The organism is Tepidiforma sp. (assembly GCF_034433535.1).
GTDB lineage: Bacteria > Chloroflexota > Dehalococcoidia > Tepidiformales > Tepidiformaceae > Tepidiforma.
On sequence record NZ_DAOUAO010000122.1, the window covers coordinates 34,962 to 51,733 of the forward strand.

The window sequence follows — 16,772 nt, forward strand, 5'->3', positions numbered from 1 at the left end:
TCCCCTGACGGGCCGGCTGGGGAAATCGGCTGCTACTCGCCCAGCGAGGCGCGCGCCGACCGGACGCCCAGCTGCCAGGCAGCCAGTGCGGCAGTAACCATCACGATGGCCATCGCGAGTGCCGCACCAGCGGAGAAGGTACCCGGCAGGCGGCCGGCGATAGCGAACGGCAGGAGCGCGAGGGAGCCGGCGGCGACCGCAACGCCGCCAAAGATGAGGTAGGGGGCACCGAAGCGGTGCACCGCGCGCCACCGTTCGTCGCTGGAAAGGGTGTACGGGGTGCGAATGCCGGCGATGTGCTGCCGGGGCAGCCGCTCCTGCCAGCCGCGCCAGCCGACCCACGTCGCCAGGACGCTGCCCAGCAGGGTGAGGAGGAACACCACCCACATCGCAACGCTCCTTTCGCGCCCCGCCGCTACTTCCCTCCCGCCGATTCGACGGCGGCAATCGCGGCTTCGAGGATGTCGCTGGCGCGGTCGATCTCGTCGTCCGAGACGTTGAGCGGCGGCATGAGGCGGATGGCGTTGGGGCGCACGTTGTTGACCAGCAGGCCGCGGCGCCGCGCCTGTTCGACCACGTCGGCGGAGACGTCGGCGGCGAGTCCGACGGCCAGCAGCATGCCGCGACCGCGGACCCCGGTCACGAGCCCGTGCCGGTCCTCGATGGCGCGAAGGCGTGAGATGAGGCGCTCAGAAGCCTCGCGCGTGCGCTCGAGGAACCCGGGAGCAAGCACCTCCCGGAGAGTGGCCAGCGCGGCAGCGCAGGCGAGCGCGTTGCCGCCGAAGGTGCTGCCGTGGTCGCCTTTCACGAAGTGGGCAGCGATCTCGTCGCGGGCGAGGATGGCACCGATGGGCACGCCCGCCGCGAGGCCCTTGGCCAGGGTCATGATGTCCGGGCGGATGCCCTCGTGCTGGAATGCGAACAGGGTGCCGGTGCGACCGATGCCGGTCTGCACCTCGTCGAAGATCAGCAGCAGGCCGCGCTCATCGCACCACTGCCGGAGGCCCGCCAGATAGCCGGGCTCTGGCATGTTGACGCCGCCTTCGCCCTGGATGGGTTCGACCATGACGGCGACGGTGCGCTCGCTGGTGGCGGCGCGAACGGCCTCGAGGTTGTTCCAGGGCACGATGACGAACCCCGGGACCAGGGGCTCGAAGGGCTCACGGTAGCGGCTGTTGCCGGTGGCCGAAAGCGAGCCCATGGTGCGGCCGTGGAACCCGTCGACCGTGGTGATGATTTCGAAGGCGCCGTGTTTGACATCCCGGCCCCAGCGACGGGCGAGCTTGATGGCCGCCTCGACCGCTTCAGTGCCGGAGTTGCAAAAGAACGCGCGGTCGAGCCCCGACTGTTCGACGAGGACGCGGGCGAGCTCGATCATCGGGCGGGAGTAAAAGAGGTTCGAGGTATGCATGAGCGTGGCGGCCTGCTCGGAGAGGGCACGGACCACCGCCGGGTGGCTGTGCCCGAGGATGTTGACCGCCACACCGCCAACGAAATCGAGGTACTCGTTGCCTTCGGTGTCCCAGCAGCGGGTGCCCTGCCCGCGTTCAATGACGACCGGCTGGCGGCCGTAGTTCTGGAACAGGTAACGGTGCTCTTCGGCGATCCAGTCGGTCATGCGGGTTCCTCCTGAAGCGCCATCGTACGGCGGAAGTGCGACGGAGAGAACCGCACCGTTCGGCGGCTCAGGAGAAGGGGGCACGCTGGAGGAGCACGGCCTGCGAGCCGGGGGCGTCGATGGCCGGGTCGCGGTGCCAGGTCGAATCGACCAGGCGCCAGCCCTGGCGGCGGTCGTTGAGCTGGAGCTCGAGCAGGTCGAGCAGCCGCTCGCGGAGTTCCGGGGCGCGCACGGGCGCGAGCACTTCGATGCGTTCATCGAGGTTGCGCTTCATGAGGTCGGCGCTGCCGATGAAGAACTCCGGATTGCCGTCGTTATGGAAATAGTAGACCCGGGCGTGTTCGAGGAAGCGGCCGATGACGCTCACCACCCGGACGTTTTCGGAAAGTCCGGGCAACCCGGGGCGGAGGCGACAGATGCCGCGGATGATGAGGTCGACGGCGACGCCGGCCTGTGCTGCTTCGTAGAGGAGACGGGTGCTCTCCAAGTCTTCCAGGGCGTTCATCTTGAAGATGAGCCGGGCGGACCGCCCGGCGCTCGCGTGCTCGATCTCGCGGCGGATGCGTTCGGTGATGCCGGCGCGGAGCGTCACCGGGGCCGAGAGCACCTCGCGCGTTTCGACCCGCTCACCGAAGCCGGTGAGCAGGTTGAAAATTTGGAGGATTTCGCCGCAGATGCCGGGGTCTGCCGTGAAGAGGCCCAGGTCGGTGTAGACGCGGGCGGTGCGCGAGTTGTAGTTCCCGGTGCCGATGTGAGCGTACATCGTGACCCCGTTGGCCTCTTCCCGGACGACCAGGCAGATTTTCGAGTGAATTTTCAAGTCGGGCTGCCCGTACGCGACGTGCACACCCGCCGATTCGAGCTTGCGCGCCCAGAGGATGTTGTTCGCTTCGTCGAAGCGGGCCGTAAGCTCCACGAGCACCGCCACCTGCTTTCCGCGACCGGCCGCGCCGATCAGAGCCTCGAGGATCGGGGAATCCGGCGAAGTGCGATACATCGTTGCCTTAATGGCGAGCACCGCCGGGTCCTCGGACGCTTCTTCGACGAAGCGCGCGACGGTTTCGTCGAAGGACTCGTAGGGGTGGTGCACGAGCAAGTCACGTTCGCGGATGGCGGCGAACAGGGTGGGCGCATCGCCGGAGGCGGCGAACGCGGACGGAACAGCGGGCGTGAACGGCGGGTCGCGCAGCTCCGGCAGTTCGAGGCTGGCGAGCTGCATCAAATCCTGGAGGCCAAGCGGCCCGGCCGACTGGTAGACATCGGATTCGGCCACCTGCAGCTCTTCGAGCAGCAGCTCCATCCGCGCGGGCGGCAGCGAACCGGTGATTTCGACCGAGACGGCCTCGGCCAGTCTCCGCCGGCGGAGGGCGCTCTCGATGAGCTCGAGCAGGTCATCGGCTTCTTCGCCGGGCGTGCCGGTTTCGGCGCTGCGAAGCACGCGGAGCTCGTGCCACTCGGTGACCTCCATGCCGGGGAAGAGGAGGTCGCAGTGCGCGGCGATCAGGTCTTCGAGCAGCACGAAGCGCAGGTCGCCGGCATCGACGAACCGCGGCCGGTTCGGCGGGACCTTAACACGCGCAAAGCGGTCCTGGCCGGTGTGGGGGTGCCGCACGTTGAGGGCGAGTGACAGCGAACCGCTCGAGATGAACGGGAAGGGGTGGGCCGGGTCGACCACCAGCGGAGTCAGCACCGGGAAGATCGAGCGCTCGAAATACTCGCGCAGGCGTTCGCGGGACGCGGGGTCGAGGTCGGCAAAACGGACGATGCGGATACCCCGTTCGGCGAGGAGCGGCAGGAGAACCGCCGACCAGGCGCGCTCGGTATCGCGCCGCATCCGGTGGCAGCGTTCGACGACCAGGCCGTACTGCTCGGCGATCGTGCGGCCATCCACGGTCTGCGCGCGTGCATCAGTGGCCAGCATGCGCTTGAGCCAGCCGACCCGCTTGGCGAAGAACTCGTCGAGGTTCGAAGCGGTGATAGCGACGAACTTGACGCGCTCGAGGAGCGGGTTGCGCGGGTCTTCGGCTTCGGCGAGGACGCGCTGGTTGAATTCGAGCCAGCTCAGCTCGCGGTTGAGATACAGCGCGGGGTCCTCAAGATCCCAGCCCCCGGGGATCGGCGCCGGGGCGGCTGCCTCCAGGGTTTCTGGGTCAAACCTGTCACGTGTTGTCACCGGCGCACCTGCAGCCCATCCTCCGCAGAGGATAGCGTGTCGCGGTTAACATGTGGTGGGGTCAGGGCCGAAAAACGGTGCCGCTGCCATCGAGCTGGCGCAGCGCGCCCGGTACCCGGCCGTCGACGATCTGGACTTCGATGCCCAGCGCGAGAGCGTGCAGGCAGGCTTCGACCTTGGGGATCATGCCGCCGGATATGGTGCCGTCGGAGATGAGCTGGCGGGCTCGGGCGGCAGTGAGGTCCGGGATGCGTTCGCCGTCGGGCCCGCGCACGCCATCGACGTCGGTGAGGAACACGAGCCGGCGCGCGCCGACGGCCGCGGCGATATTTCCCGCGACCGTATCGGCGTTGACGTTGACGAGCTGGTCGGCGCCGGGTGCAGGCACGCAGCCGATGGGACCGATGACGGGCACCACGCCGGCGACCCGGAGGGCCTCTATCGGCGCGGGGTTGACGGCAACCGGTTCGCCGACGAAGCCAAGGTCGGGATGGGCGATGCGGCATTCGAGCACCCGGCCATCGGCGCCGCAAAAGCCGAGGGCGCGCGCCCCGGCCGCGTTGATGGCGGCAACGATTCGCTTGTTCACGAGGCCGGCAAACACGGCAACGACGACCGGCAGGACCGCGGCATCGGTCACGCGGAGACCCCGCTCGAAGCGCGAGGGGATGTGCATCGCCTCCAGCCAGCGGCTCGCTTCAGCGCCGCCCCCGTGCACCACGACCGGGATATCGCCGGCGTTCGCGAACGCGGCCACGTCCGCGAAGGTGGTGTCGGCCGACCCGAGGGTGCTGCCCCCGATTTTGATGACCATCGGCCCGTTCATGTGTGGTAGTCCGCGTTGATGGAGACGTATTCGGCGGAAAGGTCGCAACCCCAGCCGGTGGCTGCCGCAGTTCCAACGCCGAGGTGGACGGCGACACTGACTTCGGCCCGGTGCAGCCGGCGGGAGAGCTCGATGGGGTCGAATTCCGTCGGGCGTCCGGCTTCGAACACGCGCGTACCGCAAAGGTCGATAGTCACCGCTGACTCATCGAGCTCGACACCGGAACGACCCACAACCGCTGCGACCCGGCCCCAGTTGGGGTCGGCGCCGTGGATCGCCGACTTGAGAAGGTACGAGGTCGAAAGCTGGCGGACCAGCGCGCGCGCATCGTCGGCGGTCGCGGCACCGCTGACAGTGAACTCGATGAGTTTTGTGGCGCCTTCGCCGTCGCGGGCAATTTCGCGGGCAAGATGCACACAGAGTGCCCGCAGGGCGGCGACAAAGTCGCCCGCGAGGGGGTGGTGCGCATCGACGCGGTCGCCACCGGCGGCACCGTTGGCGAAGAGGAGGACGGTGTCGCTCGGGCTGGTATCGCCGTCCACGGAGACGAGGTTGAAGGACTCATCTACCACGGCCGAGAGCGCCCGCTGGAGCAGCGCCTGCTCGACCGGCGCATCGGTCGCCAGGAAGGCAAGCATGGTCGCCATGTTGGGATGGATCATCCCGGAGCCCTTGCAGCAGCCGCCGAGGTGGTATGGCCCGAAGCGGACAGCGCCCATCTTCGGCCGGGTGTCGGTGGTCATGATCGCGCGCGCGAAGGCGGGGCCGCCATCGGCGGAAAGCTCGATGGCGGGCATGGCGGATGCGAGCCGGTCCATCGGGAGGTAGTGGCCGATCACCCCCGTGCTGCAGACCAGCATTTCCTCGGGCGCGATGCCGGCATGGACCGCGGCAAGCCGTGCAAGCTCGTAGCCATCCCGCTTGCCGCGTTCGCCGGTGCTGGCGTTGGCGACCCCGGCGTTGACGACGACACCCCGGGCCGGCCGATGCGCCAACTTTTCCCGGTTGATATCGATGGAGGGCGCATGGAGCCGGCTGCGCGTGTAGACCGCCGCCGCGGAGCACGGGGCGTCGGAAACCAGGACCGCGAGGTCGAGCTTGCCTTCCCCGTAGGTCTTCACGCCGGCGTAGGTAGCGCCGGCGCGGAAGCCCCGGGGCGTGGTAACGTGGCCTTCGGGGTCGATGCGCATCAGGGGTACACCGCCGGGAGGTTGAGACCGGCAGCCTGATCGAGGCCGAGCATGAGGTTCATGTTCTCTATCGCCTGGCCGGCCGCCCCCTTGCCGAGGTTATCGAGCACGCCGGCGACGACAAGGAGCCCGTTCCGGGCGTCGACCACGGGGTGCACGATGCAGATGTTCGTCCCGAGGGTGTGTTTGGTGTGGGGCGGCGTGTCGGAGACCCGTGTGAACGGTGCGCCCGCGTAGAAGTCGCGGTAGAGTGCCCGCACCTCATCCTGGGAAACCTCGCGGGTGAGCGGGGCGTAGCAGGTGGCATGGATGCCGCGCGTCATCGGCACGAGGTGGGGCACGAAGCTCACCCGCAGGGGCACCCCGCCGCGGAGGTTGCCCAGCTCCTGGGCGATCTCCGGCTGGTGGTTGTGGTTCGCGATCTTGTAGGCGGAGACGTCCTCGTTGACTTCGCTGTAGCCGAACCCGGCGCCGCCGCCGCGGCCGGCGCCGGAGATGCCGGACTTGGCATCGACGACGATGGGCTCCCCGATGATGCCAGCACGGACGGCCGGGGCGAGGGCCAGGATGGCCGTCGCCGGGTAGCAGCCGGGATTCGCGACGAGCCGCGCGCTGGCGATGGCGTCGCGGTTCAGCTCGGGCAGGCCGTACACCGCCTCGGCGAGGAGGTCGGGCGCGGGGTGCGGCTGGCCGCCGCCAATCCACTGCTCGAACGCGCCGGGCGCCTTGAGGCGAAAATCGGCGGCGATATCGATGACGCGCACGCCCGCCCGCACGAACGGGGCGCAGGCCTTCGCGCTTTCGGCCGTCGGGAGCGACGAGAAGACGACATCGACGTCCTGGTCGATGGTCTCGGTAATGGGGAAGTCGCCGTAGATCCCCAGCGACGGGAAGGCGTCGCCGAGACGCTGACCGGCCAGGGAGCGACCGGTCGCTGCGACGAGCTTCGCGTGGGGATGGTTCCAGAGGAGGCGAGCTGCCTCGAGCCCGGCATAGCCGGTCACGTTGATGATGCCAACCCGGTACGTCACGGGGGAATTGTTACGCGCGCGGGCCAACCGAACCAGTGAGGTCGAGGACGGCGGCGCCGTTGACCCGTCCTTCGGCAAGGGCCAGCAGGGCCTCGTTCGCGGCTTCGAGCGGGTAGAGGTCGTACTCGGTGCGAATCGGGATGTCGGCGGCGAGCTGCAGGAACTCGCGGGCGTCCTGGCGGGTGAAGTTGGCCACACTTCGGAGCGAACGCTCCCACCAGAGGTCTTCGTAGGGGAAGGCCGGGATGCCGTCGAGGTGGATAGCGTTGATGGCGACCGTGCCGCCGCGGTCGACCGCCCGCAGCGCGTGGAGCACCACGTCGCCCGCCGGGGCGAAGGTGACCGCTGCATCGAGGGGGACCGGCGGGGCCGTGTCGTAGCCGCCAGCCCAGGCCGCGCCCAGCCGCAGGGCCCGCTCCTGCTCATGGGTGGAGCGGGTCACCACGTAGACCTCGCAGCCCCAGGCGGCGGCGACCTGGATGGCGAGGGAGGCGGATGCGCCGAACCCGTAGAGGCCGAGCCGGCCGCCCGGCTGGATGCCGCTGATGCGCAGCGAGCGGTAGCCGATCACCCCGCCGCAGAGGAGCGGGGCAGCATCCAGGTCGGAGAAGCCGGCGGGGAGCGGGAAGGCGAAGTCGGCGCGGGCAACGAGGTAGTCGGCGTACCCGCCATCGCGGTCCCACCCGGTGAATTCAGCGGATTCGCAGAGGTTTTCGCGCCCGGCCTTGCAGCGCCGACAGACACCGCAGGCGCCTGCCAGCCAGGCCACTCCCGCGCGGTCGCCGGGGCGCCAGCCGGCCACGCCGTCCCCGACCTGCTCGACGACACCGACGGCCTGGTGGCCCGGCGTGATCGGCAGACGGCGTGCGGGGAGGTCGCCCTCGGCGAGCTGGAGGTCGGTGCGGCAGACACCGCAGGCGGTGAGCCTTAGCAGGAGTTCGCCCGGCCCGGGCGACGGAACGGGGAGGTCCTGCAGTGCCAGCGGGCGTTGCGGGGCCGGGGCGGGCTGGAGGACGCGCATCGCACGCATGGCGTCAGGCAACCGGGGCCGGGCGGGCGCAGCCGATGATCTCGGTGATGCGGGCCACGCCCTCGGCATCGCACCAGGTCTCGATACCTTCGAGCACGTCGAGCAGCGCACGGGGATTGGCGAAGGTGGCGGTGCCGACCTGCACCGCGCTGGCCCCGGCCATGAGGAATTCGAGCGCATCTTCGGCGGTGGCGATTCCGCCGCAGCCGATGACCGGGATGCGCACTGCCGCCGCCACGTCGTACACGATGCGGAGGGCGATGGGGCGAATCGCCGGGCCGGAGAGACCGCCGCGGGCGCGCGGCAGGACGGGGCGGCGGCGGCGGATATCGATTTTCATGCCGAGGACCGTGTTGATGGCGCAGATTGCAGCGGCGCCCTCCTCCTCGCAGGCGAGCGCGAGGGCCACGGGGTCGGTCACGTTCGGGGTGAGTTTAACGATCACCGGCAGGTCGGTGTTGCGGACGGCGGCGCGGGTGGCTCGCGCGGAGGCTTCGACGCTCTGGCCGATCTCCATGCCGCCGGTATCGACATTGGGGCAGCTAATGTTCAGCTCGAGCGCTGCGATGCCGGGCACGCCATCGAGCATGCTGGCCATCTCGCCGAACTCGTCGACCGTGTCGGCGGCAATATTGACGATGACCGGCGTGTCCCAGGTCGCCCACACGGGGGCGAGCTCCTCGATGCAGCTGCGGATACCCACGTTCTGGAGGCCGATCGAGTTGAGCATGCCGGCGGGCGTCTCGGCGACACGCGGCTGGCGGTTGCCGGCCCGGGGCTCCATCGTGACGCCCTTCGAAACGACGGCGCCGAGACGGTTGATGTCGAACTCGCGGGCGAATTCGAACCCCCAGCTGAAGGTGCCGCTTGCCGGCATGACCGGGTTGCGGAGGACAAGGCTGCGTTTGCTGCCGGGCGCGAGGTCGACGGAAAGGTCAGCGGGCACGAGGCAAGTGTACAGTGAAGTGACGAACGGCCGGCGGGCGCCGGCCGTTCGCGATGAAGGGCTCGGGGAACGTCAGGAATCGCTTCGGCGGCCGCGGAAGCGCGAGCCGTTCAGGCTGAAGCTGTCGCTGTCCCACATCGGGTCTTCCGAGGAGTTGCGGAAGTCGCGGACGAGGCCGCAGCGCTTGCAGCGGCCGCTGCTGACCGCGCCATTGGGGGTCTCGATGACCCAGTGGTGGCGGCAGAGGGCCTGTCCGGCCGCCGCGGTGGTGGATTGCGCTTCTGTCATGGGTACTCCGTCGTGAGGCTTACCGGTCGGTAATCCAGAGTATACCACCGGCCGGGGGCGCGAAACCAAGCTAGGCGCACCTGCCGAAATGCGCGGTAAACCGGTTTGGCCGCGGTCGAGAAACCCGGTACGATCGGTCGTGGCGGCTGGCAGCGGCCCGGCGAGAGGGATGGCGGTGCGCGAAACCAGTGGGCCAGGCGCTCAGAAAGGCACCCCGCAGATGACTTCAGCACCTGCAGTTGAACGTGACGCGGTCCTGGCGGCCCTCGACGGGGTCCAGGACCCGGAGCTCCATGCCTCGATCGTGAGGCTCGGCATGGTGAAGGACCTCGAGGTGGACGGCTCGACGGTCCGGCTCACCGTCGAACTGACCACGCCGGCGTGTCCCCTGCGCGAGACCATCGACCGCGACGTCCGCGCAGCGCTTTCGAGCGTTCCCGGCGTCGGCGACGTGGAGATCACCTGGGGCGCCCAGGTACGGGCTTCGAACCCGCGCGAGGGGCAGAAGCCGATCCCGGGCGTGCGCAACATCATCGCGGTGGCTTCGAACAAGGGCGGTGTCGGCAAATCGACCGTGGCCTCGAACATCGCGGTGGCGCTGGCGAAGGCGGGCGCGAGCGTCGGCCTGGTCGACGCCGATATTACCGGGCCAAACCTGCCGACCATGTTCGGGCTGCCCGCCGGGCTGCAGGCGGGTTCGAGCGAGGGGCTGAAGCCGGTCGAACGGTATGGGGTTCGCGTCATCTCCATCGGGTTCCTGCTGCCCAGGGGGACTCCGGTGGTCTGGCGCGGGCCGATGATCGGCAGCGCGGTGCGCCAGCTGCTCCACGATGTGCCCTGGGGCGAGATCGACTACCTGGTCATCGACCTGCCGCCGGGCACGAGCGACGCCTCGATGAGCATGGCCCAGGATGCGCCCATCACCGGCGTGGTGATCGTCTCGAGCCCGCAGGAGGTCTCGGTGGAGGATGCGATGAAGGCGGTGGCGATGTTCGAGAAGCTGGGCGTGCCGGTCTTCGGGATGATCGAGAACCTGAGCTACTTCATCGCGCCGGACACCGGCAAGCGGTACGACATTTTCGGCCACGGCGGGGCGCGCCAGGCGGCCGATGAACTGGGCATCGACTTCCTCGGCGAAATTCCGATCGAGCCGGCCGTTCGCGAGGGCGCCGATAAAGGCGTCCCGATCGTCTACGGCGCCCCCGAATCGGAATCAGCGAGGGCCATCGACCGGATCGCACGCAACATTGCGGCCCGGATCAGTGTTCTGCAAAGGATGGGCGGGTAACCCGCAAACCTACGCATGGTCTTGAACATCTTTCCGCGGCGGGAACGTCCTGCCGCACCAGTGACTGAACCCACCCCGGCGCCGCCGGAGCCGGCGCCAGAAGCGCTTGACGACCCGCGCCCGCGGCGCCGCCGCAGCCCGCGGCGGGCCGCCCCGGAAACCGAATCCACGACAGCTGCGGAGGATTCGACCGTTCCTGAGACGGCACCGGCCGCTGAATCCGCACCCGCCCCGGAGCCGGCACCAGCACGTCGGCGGAGATCGCGGGTCGCGGCGATCGCGGCCCAGCCTGAACCCCCGGCGGAGCCCGAGAGCGCCGCGGCCGCTCCTCCGCCAGCAGCGCAGACCCGGCCGGGTGACCGCTCGCCGCGGCGCGGTCCAGCGCGGGCAGCCCGGGAAGCGGAACCGAAGCCCGACGCCAGTCCGGCGGCAGTCGCCGAGCCCCCTGTGCCCGCTGAACGCACGAGGCCCGCGCCGGCAGTGCCCGCCGAACGGCAGGTGGCCGTGCTCACGGCGGAGCTGGCCAGCCTGACGCGGACGCTCGAGGTGCAGGCCGCGCAGATTGCCCAGCTGGTGCGTGTCCAGGAAGAGCTGGCGCGCAAGGTGGCGCAGGCGAGCGCCCAAGCCCCGGCGGCGAGCCAGCCGCCCGCCCTGGCGCGGGTCGGCGTGTTCGTCGATGCTGCGAACATTGAGCTCGCGTGCGACCGCCTCCGTCACCGGGTCGACTGGAAGAAGATGCTCGACTACCTGACCGAGGGCCGGCAGCTGGTGCGGGCGGTGGCCTACTCGCCAGTCCACGACGACCCGGGAGTGAGCCTCGAAACTCAGCGCTTCGCCGAGCCGTTCCTCGAGAAGGGGTACCGGGTGGTGACCAAGCCGCTGCGGCGGTTCTCGGACGGGACGATCAAGGCGAACGTCGATATTGAGATGGCGCTCGACATCCTCGAGATGCTCGACCGCCTCGACGTGGTCGTGCTCGTCTCCGGCGACGGGGACTTCCAGCGGCTTGTCGAAGTGATCCAGTCCAAGGGCGTGCGGGTCGAGGTCGTCTCGGTCGGTTCGAGCACGGCATCGAACCTGCGCCAGGCCGCGGACCGCTTCATCGACATCCAGTCGATCCTGCAGCGCGTCCGCGCCTGAGGCTGGAGGTACACGACGGCGGAAATGGGGCCCGGCCTCCCGGCCGGGCCCCTTCGCATCAGATCGGCGTGAAAACCGGGATGGAGATGCCGGTCGACTGGTCGAGCCAGGTGACGCGGACACGCTGGCCGATGTAGATGTCCTTCGTGGGGTCTTCCACGCCAACGATGTTGGTCAGCATGCGGAAGCCCTCGTCGAGGTCGACGTAGGCAACGGCGTACGGGCCGAGGTTGGCGAACGCCGGGTGCCGATTGAGGCGGACGACGCTGAAGGTGTAGACCGTGCCCTCGCCCTTCGACTCGCGCCATTCGAGGTTCGAAGAGCCGTTCTTCGGGTTATGGCGGCGCGGGAAGAAGACCACGTCGCCGGTGTCGCGGTCGACCTGGTAGAGGAGGCGGTGCTCTTTGGTTGCCTCCCAGAAGGGCTGGGTATCGGGTTCAGGGAAGCGTGGCTGTGGCCGGTCCATGGTCAATCCCTCGCGAGTACGATCGTGCCGCCGGTGTGGCTGGTGGCGAGCATGCCGCCGTTGCCATGGGCAACGGCGAGGCGGGCATCCTTGACCTGGGAGGTCGACTCCCCGCGAAGCTGTCGGGTGGACTCGATGAGCAGGAAGATGCCGCGCATGCCCGGGTGGTTCGAGCTGAGGCCGCCGCCGTCGGTGTTCAGGGCCGGCTTGAGCGGGCTATCGAAGCGGAGGCGCTGCTCCGAGACGAAGGCGCCGCCTTCGCCCTTTTTGCAGAAGCCGAGGTCTTCCAGCATCACCAGGACGGTGATGGTGAACGAGTCGTAGATCATCGCGACGTCGATCTCGTCGGGCCGGACGTCGGCCTCGGCCCAGGCGCGGGGACCGGACTGCGCTGCGGCGCTGACGGTGATATCGCTGCCGTTTTCGGAGTAACTGGTGGCCTCGCCGGCGCCGATGATCCAGACCGGCTTCTTGCGGCAATCCCGGGCCACCTCCGGAGCGGCGATCACCACGGCGCCGCCGCCATCGGACACCATGCAGCAATCGAGCAGGTGGAGCGGGTCGGCGATCATGCGGGAATTCAGGACGTCGTCGACGGTGATCTCGTTGACGCCCACGAATTCGAGGTCGGTCATGGCCTGGACCGCTTCGGGGTTGCGCATGGCGTGGGCGCGGGTGGCGACGGCGATGCGGGCGAGCTGCTCGCTGGTGGTGCCGTACTGGTGCATGTGGCGCCGGGCGACCATGGCGTAATTGGAAATCAGCGTCATGCCGTAGGGGTCGGTCATGTTCGAAAGCGGGCTCGGGGCGCCGCCACCACCGCCCCCCATCGTCCCGATGCGGCGGGCGTCGCTGTGGGCGGTGGAGCCATAAGTGAGCAGGGCAACCTTGCAGCGGCCGGCGGCGATGTCGCGCTTCGCGTGGGCGGCGTGGAATTCGTAGGAGCTGCCGCCCACTGCCGTGGTGTCGATCACGTTCGGGCGAAAGCCGAAGTACTCCGCGAGGCTCAGGCCGGCCATCCCGGCGCCATCCTGGGCGTCGTAGAGGCCATCGACGTCCTTCCAGCTGAGGCCGGCATCTTCGAGGGCACGCGCCGCGCACTCGGCCTTGATCTGGAGCGGAGTGACGCCGGGGGCTTTGCGCTTTGGGTATTCGTAGATGCCGACGATGGCGGCATCCCTGCGCTGGCTGACCATGAACTGCTCCTGCGTGGTTCGAGGGAATCGAATGGTGCTTGCGCTGCGGGACTCTACGGACGGCCGGGAGCGCCGTCAAACGCGGGGGACACCCGGCGGACGAATCTGCTAGCGTTCCGCGGCGATGGTGCTCATCGTTGCGGGAGCGGCCTGGCTGGCGGGGTTGTTCCCGGTCGCAGCGTGGGGGGCGCCGTGGTGGATGGGATCGCTCTGGACCGGGTGTGCGGCAACGGGGGTGCTCGCACGGCATCCCCAGCGGTGGCGACTGGCTGCTGCGGGCGTGGTGCTGGCGGGAGCCGCGGGCTGGCGGATGGACGCGGCGCTCGGGCGAGACCCGGCCGCCGTCGCCAGCTTCCTCGGCCGGGAGGTCGTGATCTGGGGGACGGTGGTCTCTGAACCCGACCAGGGCGACCTTTCGACCAGTTATGACATCCGGGTTGACCGCCTCGAAGCGGATGGAGAAGCGGTGACGGACGCCGGGGCCATCCGGGCGACGCTCGGGCAGTACACCGAGCTGCTCCCGGGGGACCGCGTTCGGCTGGAAGGTGACCTCGAGCCGGCGCCGGTCTTCGATGGCTTCGACTACCGGGCGTACCTCCAGCGCCGGGGCATCGCAGGGACGATGCTCTACCCGCGCGTGGAGCTCGAGGAGGGAGGCGGACCCTCGCCGGGCCGGGTGCTGACGGAAATGCGCCTCGCCCTCGATGGAGCGCTCCAGCGGGCCCTTCCGGAGCCCGAGGCGTCGCTCGGCGCCGGCATCGCCTTCGGGCGGGACGACGGGCTCTCGCGGGACCTCAAGGCCGCGTTCAACGAGAGCGGCCTGCGGCACCTGGTCGCGGTCTCCGGTTCGAATCTGGTGCTGGTGTCAGCCGTCGGGACGGCGCTGGCCGTGGCGACCGTGGGCCGCCGGTGGGCGTTGCTGCCGGCGGGGCTCCTGCTGGCGCTGTACGTGCTGCTGGCGGGTTTCGAACCGAGCGTCGTGCGGGCCGCGATCATGGCCGCGGTGCTGCTGGGGGGAGAACTGGTCGGGCGGCCGCAGGCGGGCATGCCGGCGCTCGCGCTGGCGGCGATTGTTATGACCGGGTTGGAGCCGGGCCTGATGCTGGATGCAGGGTTCCAGCTCAGCGTGTCGGCGACTGCCGGACTGCTGGCGTTCGGCGGCTGGTTCCGGGCAGGGTTCGAGAAAGTGCGCCGCACCGGACCGGGCGAGTGGCTGCCCGGCTGGGTTGGAGAGGTTGCGGCCATTTCGTGCGCCGCGACGCTGGCCACGCTGCCAATCCAGTGGGCCCAGTTCGACCGGGTGTCGCTCATCGGGCCGCTGGCGAACGTCGCGGTCCAGCCGGCGGTGGTGCTGGCGTTCTGGGCGAGCCTGCTGACGGCGCTACTGGGAGCGGTTTCGCCCGGGCTCGGCTGGCTGGCCGGGCTTGCGGCGTACTACCCGCTCCGCTACGTGGTCGAGGCGGCAGAATGGGCCGCATCGGTGCCGGGGGCGAGCGCGGCGCCGGAAACGGCCGGCGGCTGGCTGCCGCTGACGGCGGGAGCGGTGGTTGCGGCAGCCGGGTGGCTGGCATATGCGCGGCTGGCACCTGTCGAGGCGCCGTCCCGGCGGGCGGAGTCGCGCGCGAAGGCCGGGCAGCGGCTCCTGGCGGGCGGCGCGCTGGCGGCGCTGGCTGTCGTGGTGGTCAGCGGTATGGGGCGCGAGGAAGGCCTGCGCATCGACGTGCTCGATGTCGGGCAGGGCGACGCCATCCTGTTGACCACGCCCGCGGGCCGGCAGGTGCTGGTCGATGGCGGTCCCAGCGGCCTCCGGCTGGCGCGGGAGCTGGGGGCGGTGATGCCCCACTGGGACCGCTCGATCGAGCTGGTCATCATCAGCCACCCGCAGGAGGACCACATCGGGGGGCTCCCGGCGCTGGCGGAGCGCTTCCGGGTCGGTCCGGCGGTTTCCAACGGTGACAGCAACCGGACTGCGACTGCGGCGCTAACTGCGCAGCGATTCGAGGCGGTCACCGCGGGCGCCGGCGATTCGTTCGAGCTCGATGGCGTGGTGTTCCGGGTTCTCTGGCCGCGGCAAGGCGACGACGGAGACCTGAACGAGCGGTCGCTCGTGATCGAAGTGAGCTACGAAGGCACCGCCATCCTGCTGACCGGGGATATCGAGGCCGGGGCGCAGCAGGTGCTCGCGGAGGCGGTGGCCGGCAGGGTGGATATCCTGAAGGTGCCGCACCACGGCTCCCGGACGAGCGACCCCAATTTCCTGCGCCAGACGGGGGCGCGCGTGGCCGTGATCAGCGTCGGCGCGGGCAATCGCTATGGGCACCCGCACCCGAACACACTGGCCGCGCTGGAGGGCGCCGCCGTCTTTCGCACCGACCTCGATGGCCGCATCACCATCCGGGTGCATGATGGCGAGGTGCGCGTCGCCACACAGCGGTAGCGCATTTGAGCAGGACCGTGAGGGCCGGTACCCTCGCAACGACCTACCCCGTACACCCCGGAGCAATCCCGATGACCACCCGAATCGACGGGCGTGCGCCCGACCAGCTGCGCCCGGTGCACCTCGCCGTGAATGTGCTCGACTTCGCCGAGGGCAGCTGCCTGGTGGAGTTCGGGCGAACCCGCGTCCTCTGCGCGGCCAGCGTCGAAGACCGCCAGCCGCCGTTCCTCCGGGGCACCCAGAGCGGCTGGGTGACGGCCGAATACGCGATGCTCCCGCGGGCGACCCACACCCGCAGCCAGCGCGAGGTGGAGCGCGGCCGGCCGGGGGGGCGCACCCAGGAGATCCAGCGCCTGATCGGCAGATCGCTGCGGGGGGTGGTCGACCTCGAGCTGCTGGGGCCGCGCACGATCACGCTCGACTGCGATGTGCTGCAGGCGGACGGCGGAACCCGCACGGCTTCGATCACCGGCGCCTACGTGGCGCTGAAGCTCGCCGTCGCGAAGCTGGCCCGCAGCGGGCTGGTGTCGGAGGCGTGCGTGGTTTCGCCGGTGGCTGCGGTCTCGGTCGGCATTGTGCAGGGCGTGCCGCTGCTCGACCTGTGCTACGAGGAGGATTCGACCGCCGAGGTCGATTTCAACGTGGTCATGACCGGCGAGGACGCGTTCGTGGAAGTGCAGGGAACCGCGGAGGGCAAGCCGTTCAGCCGGGCAGCGATGGACGGGCTGCTCGACCTTGCGAAGCGCGGCATCCTGGAGCTGTTCGAACGGCAGCGCGCGGCGCTCGAAGGCGCCAGTTAGCCCACGTAGTGCCCGAGGAAGGTGCCGCCGAGGATGTGCAGGTGGCCGTGCTCCTGGCTCTGCATGGCGTCGTAGCCGAAGTTCGAAAGCAGGCGGAATCCGCCGGGGCAGAGCTGCTGGCCGATCGCCGTTGCGATGGGGGCAACCTTGCCCATGTGGTAGGTCCAGAGTTCGGCCTGGGTGGTGTGCTGCTTCGTCATCGCCAGGAGCATCACAGGAACCCAGCGCAGGATATTCTGAATGACGATAATCTCGTCATCCTCGTAGATGATGTTCGCGGGCTCTCGGCCCGCGACAATGTTGCAAAAGACGCAGTATGTTGGCGGCATGGGGATTCGGATCT

16 protein-coding genes are annotated in these 16,772 nt (G+C 69.5%); 4 read left to right on the forward strand and 12 right to left on the reverse strand.

Translation table 11 applies throughout. From position 1 onward, the window contains the following. Positions 1-32: 32 nt before the first annotated feature. The 9 genes from VAE46_RS06680 to VAE46_RS06720 form a co-directional block, all read right to left on the reverse strand. Positions 33-389, reverse strand: a complete 357-nt coding sequence (locus VAE46_RS06680; protein WP_322796146.1) for an SdpI family protein — start codon at positions 387-389, stop codon at positions 33-35. A 26-nt stretch (positions 390-415) separates the two neighbouring features. Further along, positions 416-1,618 carry an acetylornithine transaminase gene (locus VAE46_RS06685; protein WP_322796147.1) on the reverse strand — a complete coding sequence of 401 codons (1,203 nt, stop codon included), beginning with the start codon at positions 1,616-1,618 and terminating at the stop codon, positions 416-418. Positions 1,619-1,685: 67 nt separating this feature from the next. Continuing rightward, complete coding sequence (gene ppk1 / locus VAE46_RS06690; RefSeq protein ID WP_322796148.1) at positions 1,686-3,791, reverse strand: polyphosphate kinase 1; 2,106 nt, start codon at positions 3,789-3,791, stop codon at positions 1,686-1,688. A gap of 61 nt (positions 3,792-3,852) precedes the next feature. Beyond that, complete coding sequence (argB, locus tag VAE46_RS06695) at positions 3,853-4,617, reverse strand: acetylglutamate kinase (RefSeq protein WP_322796149.1); 765 nt, start codon at positions 4,615-4,617, stop codon at positions 3,853-3,855. Continuing rightward, complete coding sequence (argJ, locus tag VAE46_RS06700) at positions 4,614-5,807, reverse strand: bifunctional glutamate N-acetyltransferase/amino-acid acetyltransferase ArgJ (protein WP_322796150.1); 1,194 nt, start codon at positions 5,805-5,807, stop codon at positions 4,614-4,616. The genes argB and argJ overlap by 4 nt, the downstream gene beginning before the upstream one ends. Then, positions 5,807-6,838 (reverse strand): N-acetyl-gamma-glutamyl-phosphate reductase, encoded by a 1,032-nt coding sequence (gene argC / locus VAE46_RS06705; RefSeq protein ID WP_322796151.1) that lies wholly within the window; start codon positions 6,836-6,838, stop codon positions 5,807-5,809. Before argC ends, argJ begins: the two co-directional genes overlap by 1 nt. Positions 6,839-6,848: 10 nt before the next feature. Continuing rightward, positions 6,849-7,868, reverse strand: coding sequence for a zinc-dependent alcohol dehydrogenase family protein (locus VAE46_RS06710; protein ID WP_322796152.1), 1,020 nt, complete (start codon positions 7,866-7,868; stop codon positions 6,849-6,851). A gap of 4 nt (positions 7,869-7,872) precedes the next feature. Next, positions 7,873-8,814 (reverse strand): dihydroorotate dehydrogenase, encoded by a 942-nt coding sequence (locus VAE46_RS06715; RefSeq protein ID WP_322796153.1) that lies wholly within the window; start codon positions 8,812-8,814, stop codon positions 7,873-7,875. Positions 8,815-8,886: 72 nt separating this feature from the next. Further along, positions 8,887-9,102 (reverse strand): hypothetical protein, encoded by a 216-nt coding sequence (locus tag VAE46_RS06720; protein WP_322796154.1) that lies wholly within the window; start codon positions 9,100-9,102, stop codon positions 8,887-8,889. 220 nt (positions 9,103-9,322) lie between these two features. On the opposite strand from VAE46_RS06720, the gene VAE46_RS06725 reads away from it, so the two are divergent. Together VAE46_RS06725 and VAE46_RS06730 are read left to right on the forward strand one after the other, a co-directional pair. Further along, a complete protein-coding gene (locus tag VAE46_RS06725; RefSeq protein WP_322796155.1) occupies positions 9,323-10,390 on the forward strand; it encodes an Mrp/NBP35 family ATP-binding protein in 1,068 nt (355 codons plus the stop codon). A 480-nt stretch (positions 10,391-10,870) separates the two neighbouring features. Beyond that, entirely contained in the window at positions 10,871-11,530 is a 660-nt protein-coding gene (locus tag VAE46_RS06730) for an NYN domain-containing protein (RefSeq protein ID WP_322796156.1), read from the forward strand. 58 nt (positions 11,531-11,588) lie between these two features. On the opposite strand, the gene VAE46_RS06735 is transcribed toward VAE46_RS06730, so the two are convergent. Both VAE46_RS06735 and VAE46_RS06740 read right to left on the reverse strand, forming a co-directional pair. Continuing rightward, positions 11,589-11,996: a Zn-ribbon domain-containing OB-fold protein gene (locus tag VAE46_RS06735; protein ID WP_322796157.1), complete on the reverse strand. Its 408-nt coding sequence runs from the start codon at positions 11,994-11,996 to the stop codon at positions 11,589-11,591. 2 nt (positions 11,997-11,998) lie between these two features. Further along, a complete protein-coding gene (locus tag VAE46_RS06740; RefSeq protein WP_322796158.1) occupies positions 11,999-13,192 on the reverse strand; it encodes a thiolase C-terminal domain-containing protein in 1,194 nt (397 codons plus the stop codon). Positions 13,193-13,316: 124 nt separating this feature from the next. Between VAE46_RS06740 and VAE46_RS06745 the strand changes: the two genes are divergently transcribed. Further along, positions 13,317-15,629 carry a DNA internalization-related competence protein ComEC/Rec2 gene (locus VAE46_RS06745; protein ID WP_322796159.1) on the forward strand — a complete coding sequence of 771 codons (2,313 nt, stop codon included), beginning with the start codon at positions 13,317-13,319 and terminating at the stop codon, positions 15,627-15,629. A gap of 71 nt (positions 15,630-15,700) precedes the next feature. After that, positions 15,701-16,429: a ribonuclease PH gene (gene rph / locus VAE46_RS06750; protein ID WP_322796160.1), complete on the forward strand. Its 729-nt coding sequence runs from the start codon at positions 15,701-15,703 to the stop codon at positions 16,427-16,429. Here the strand turns inward: rph and VAE46_RS06755 are convergent. Next, positions 16,426-16,758 (reverse strand): HIT family protein, encoded by a 333-nt coding sequence (locus VAE46_RS06755; RefSeq protein WP_322796161.1) that lies wholly within the window; start codon positions 16,756-16,758, stop codon positions 16,426-16,428. The two genes, rph and VAE46_RS06755, sit on opposite strands and share 4 nt — an antisense overlap. Positions 16,759-16,772 lie beyond the last annotated feature (14 nt).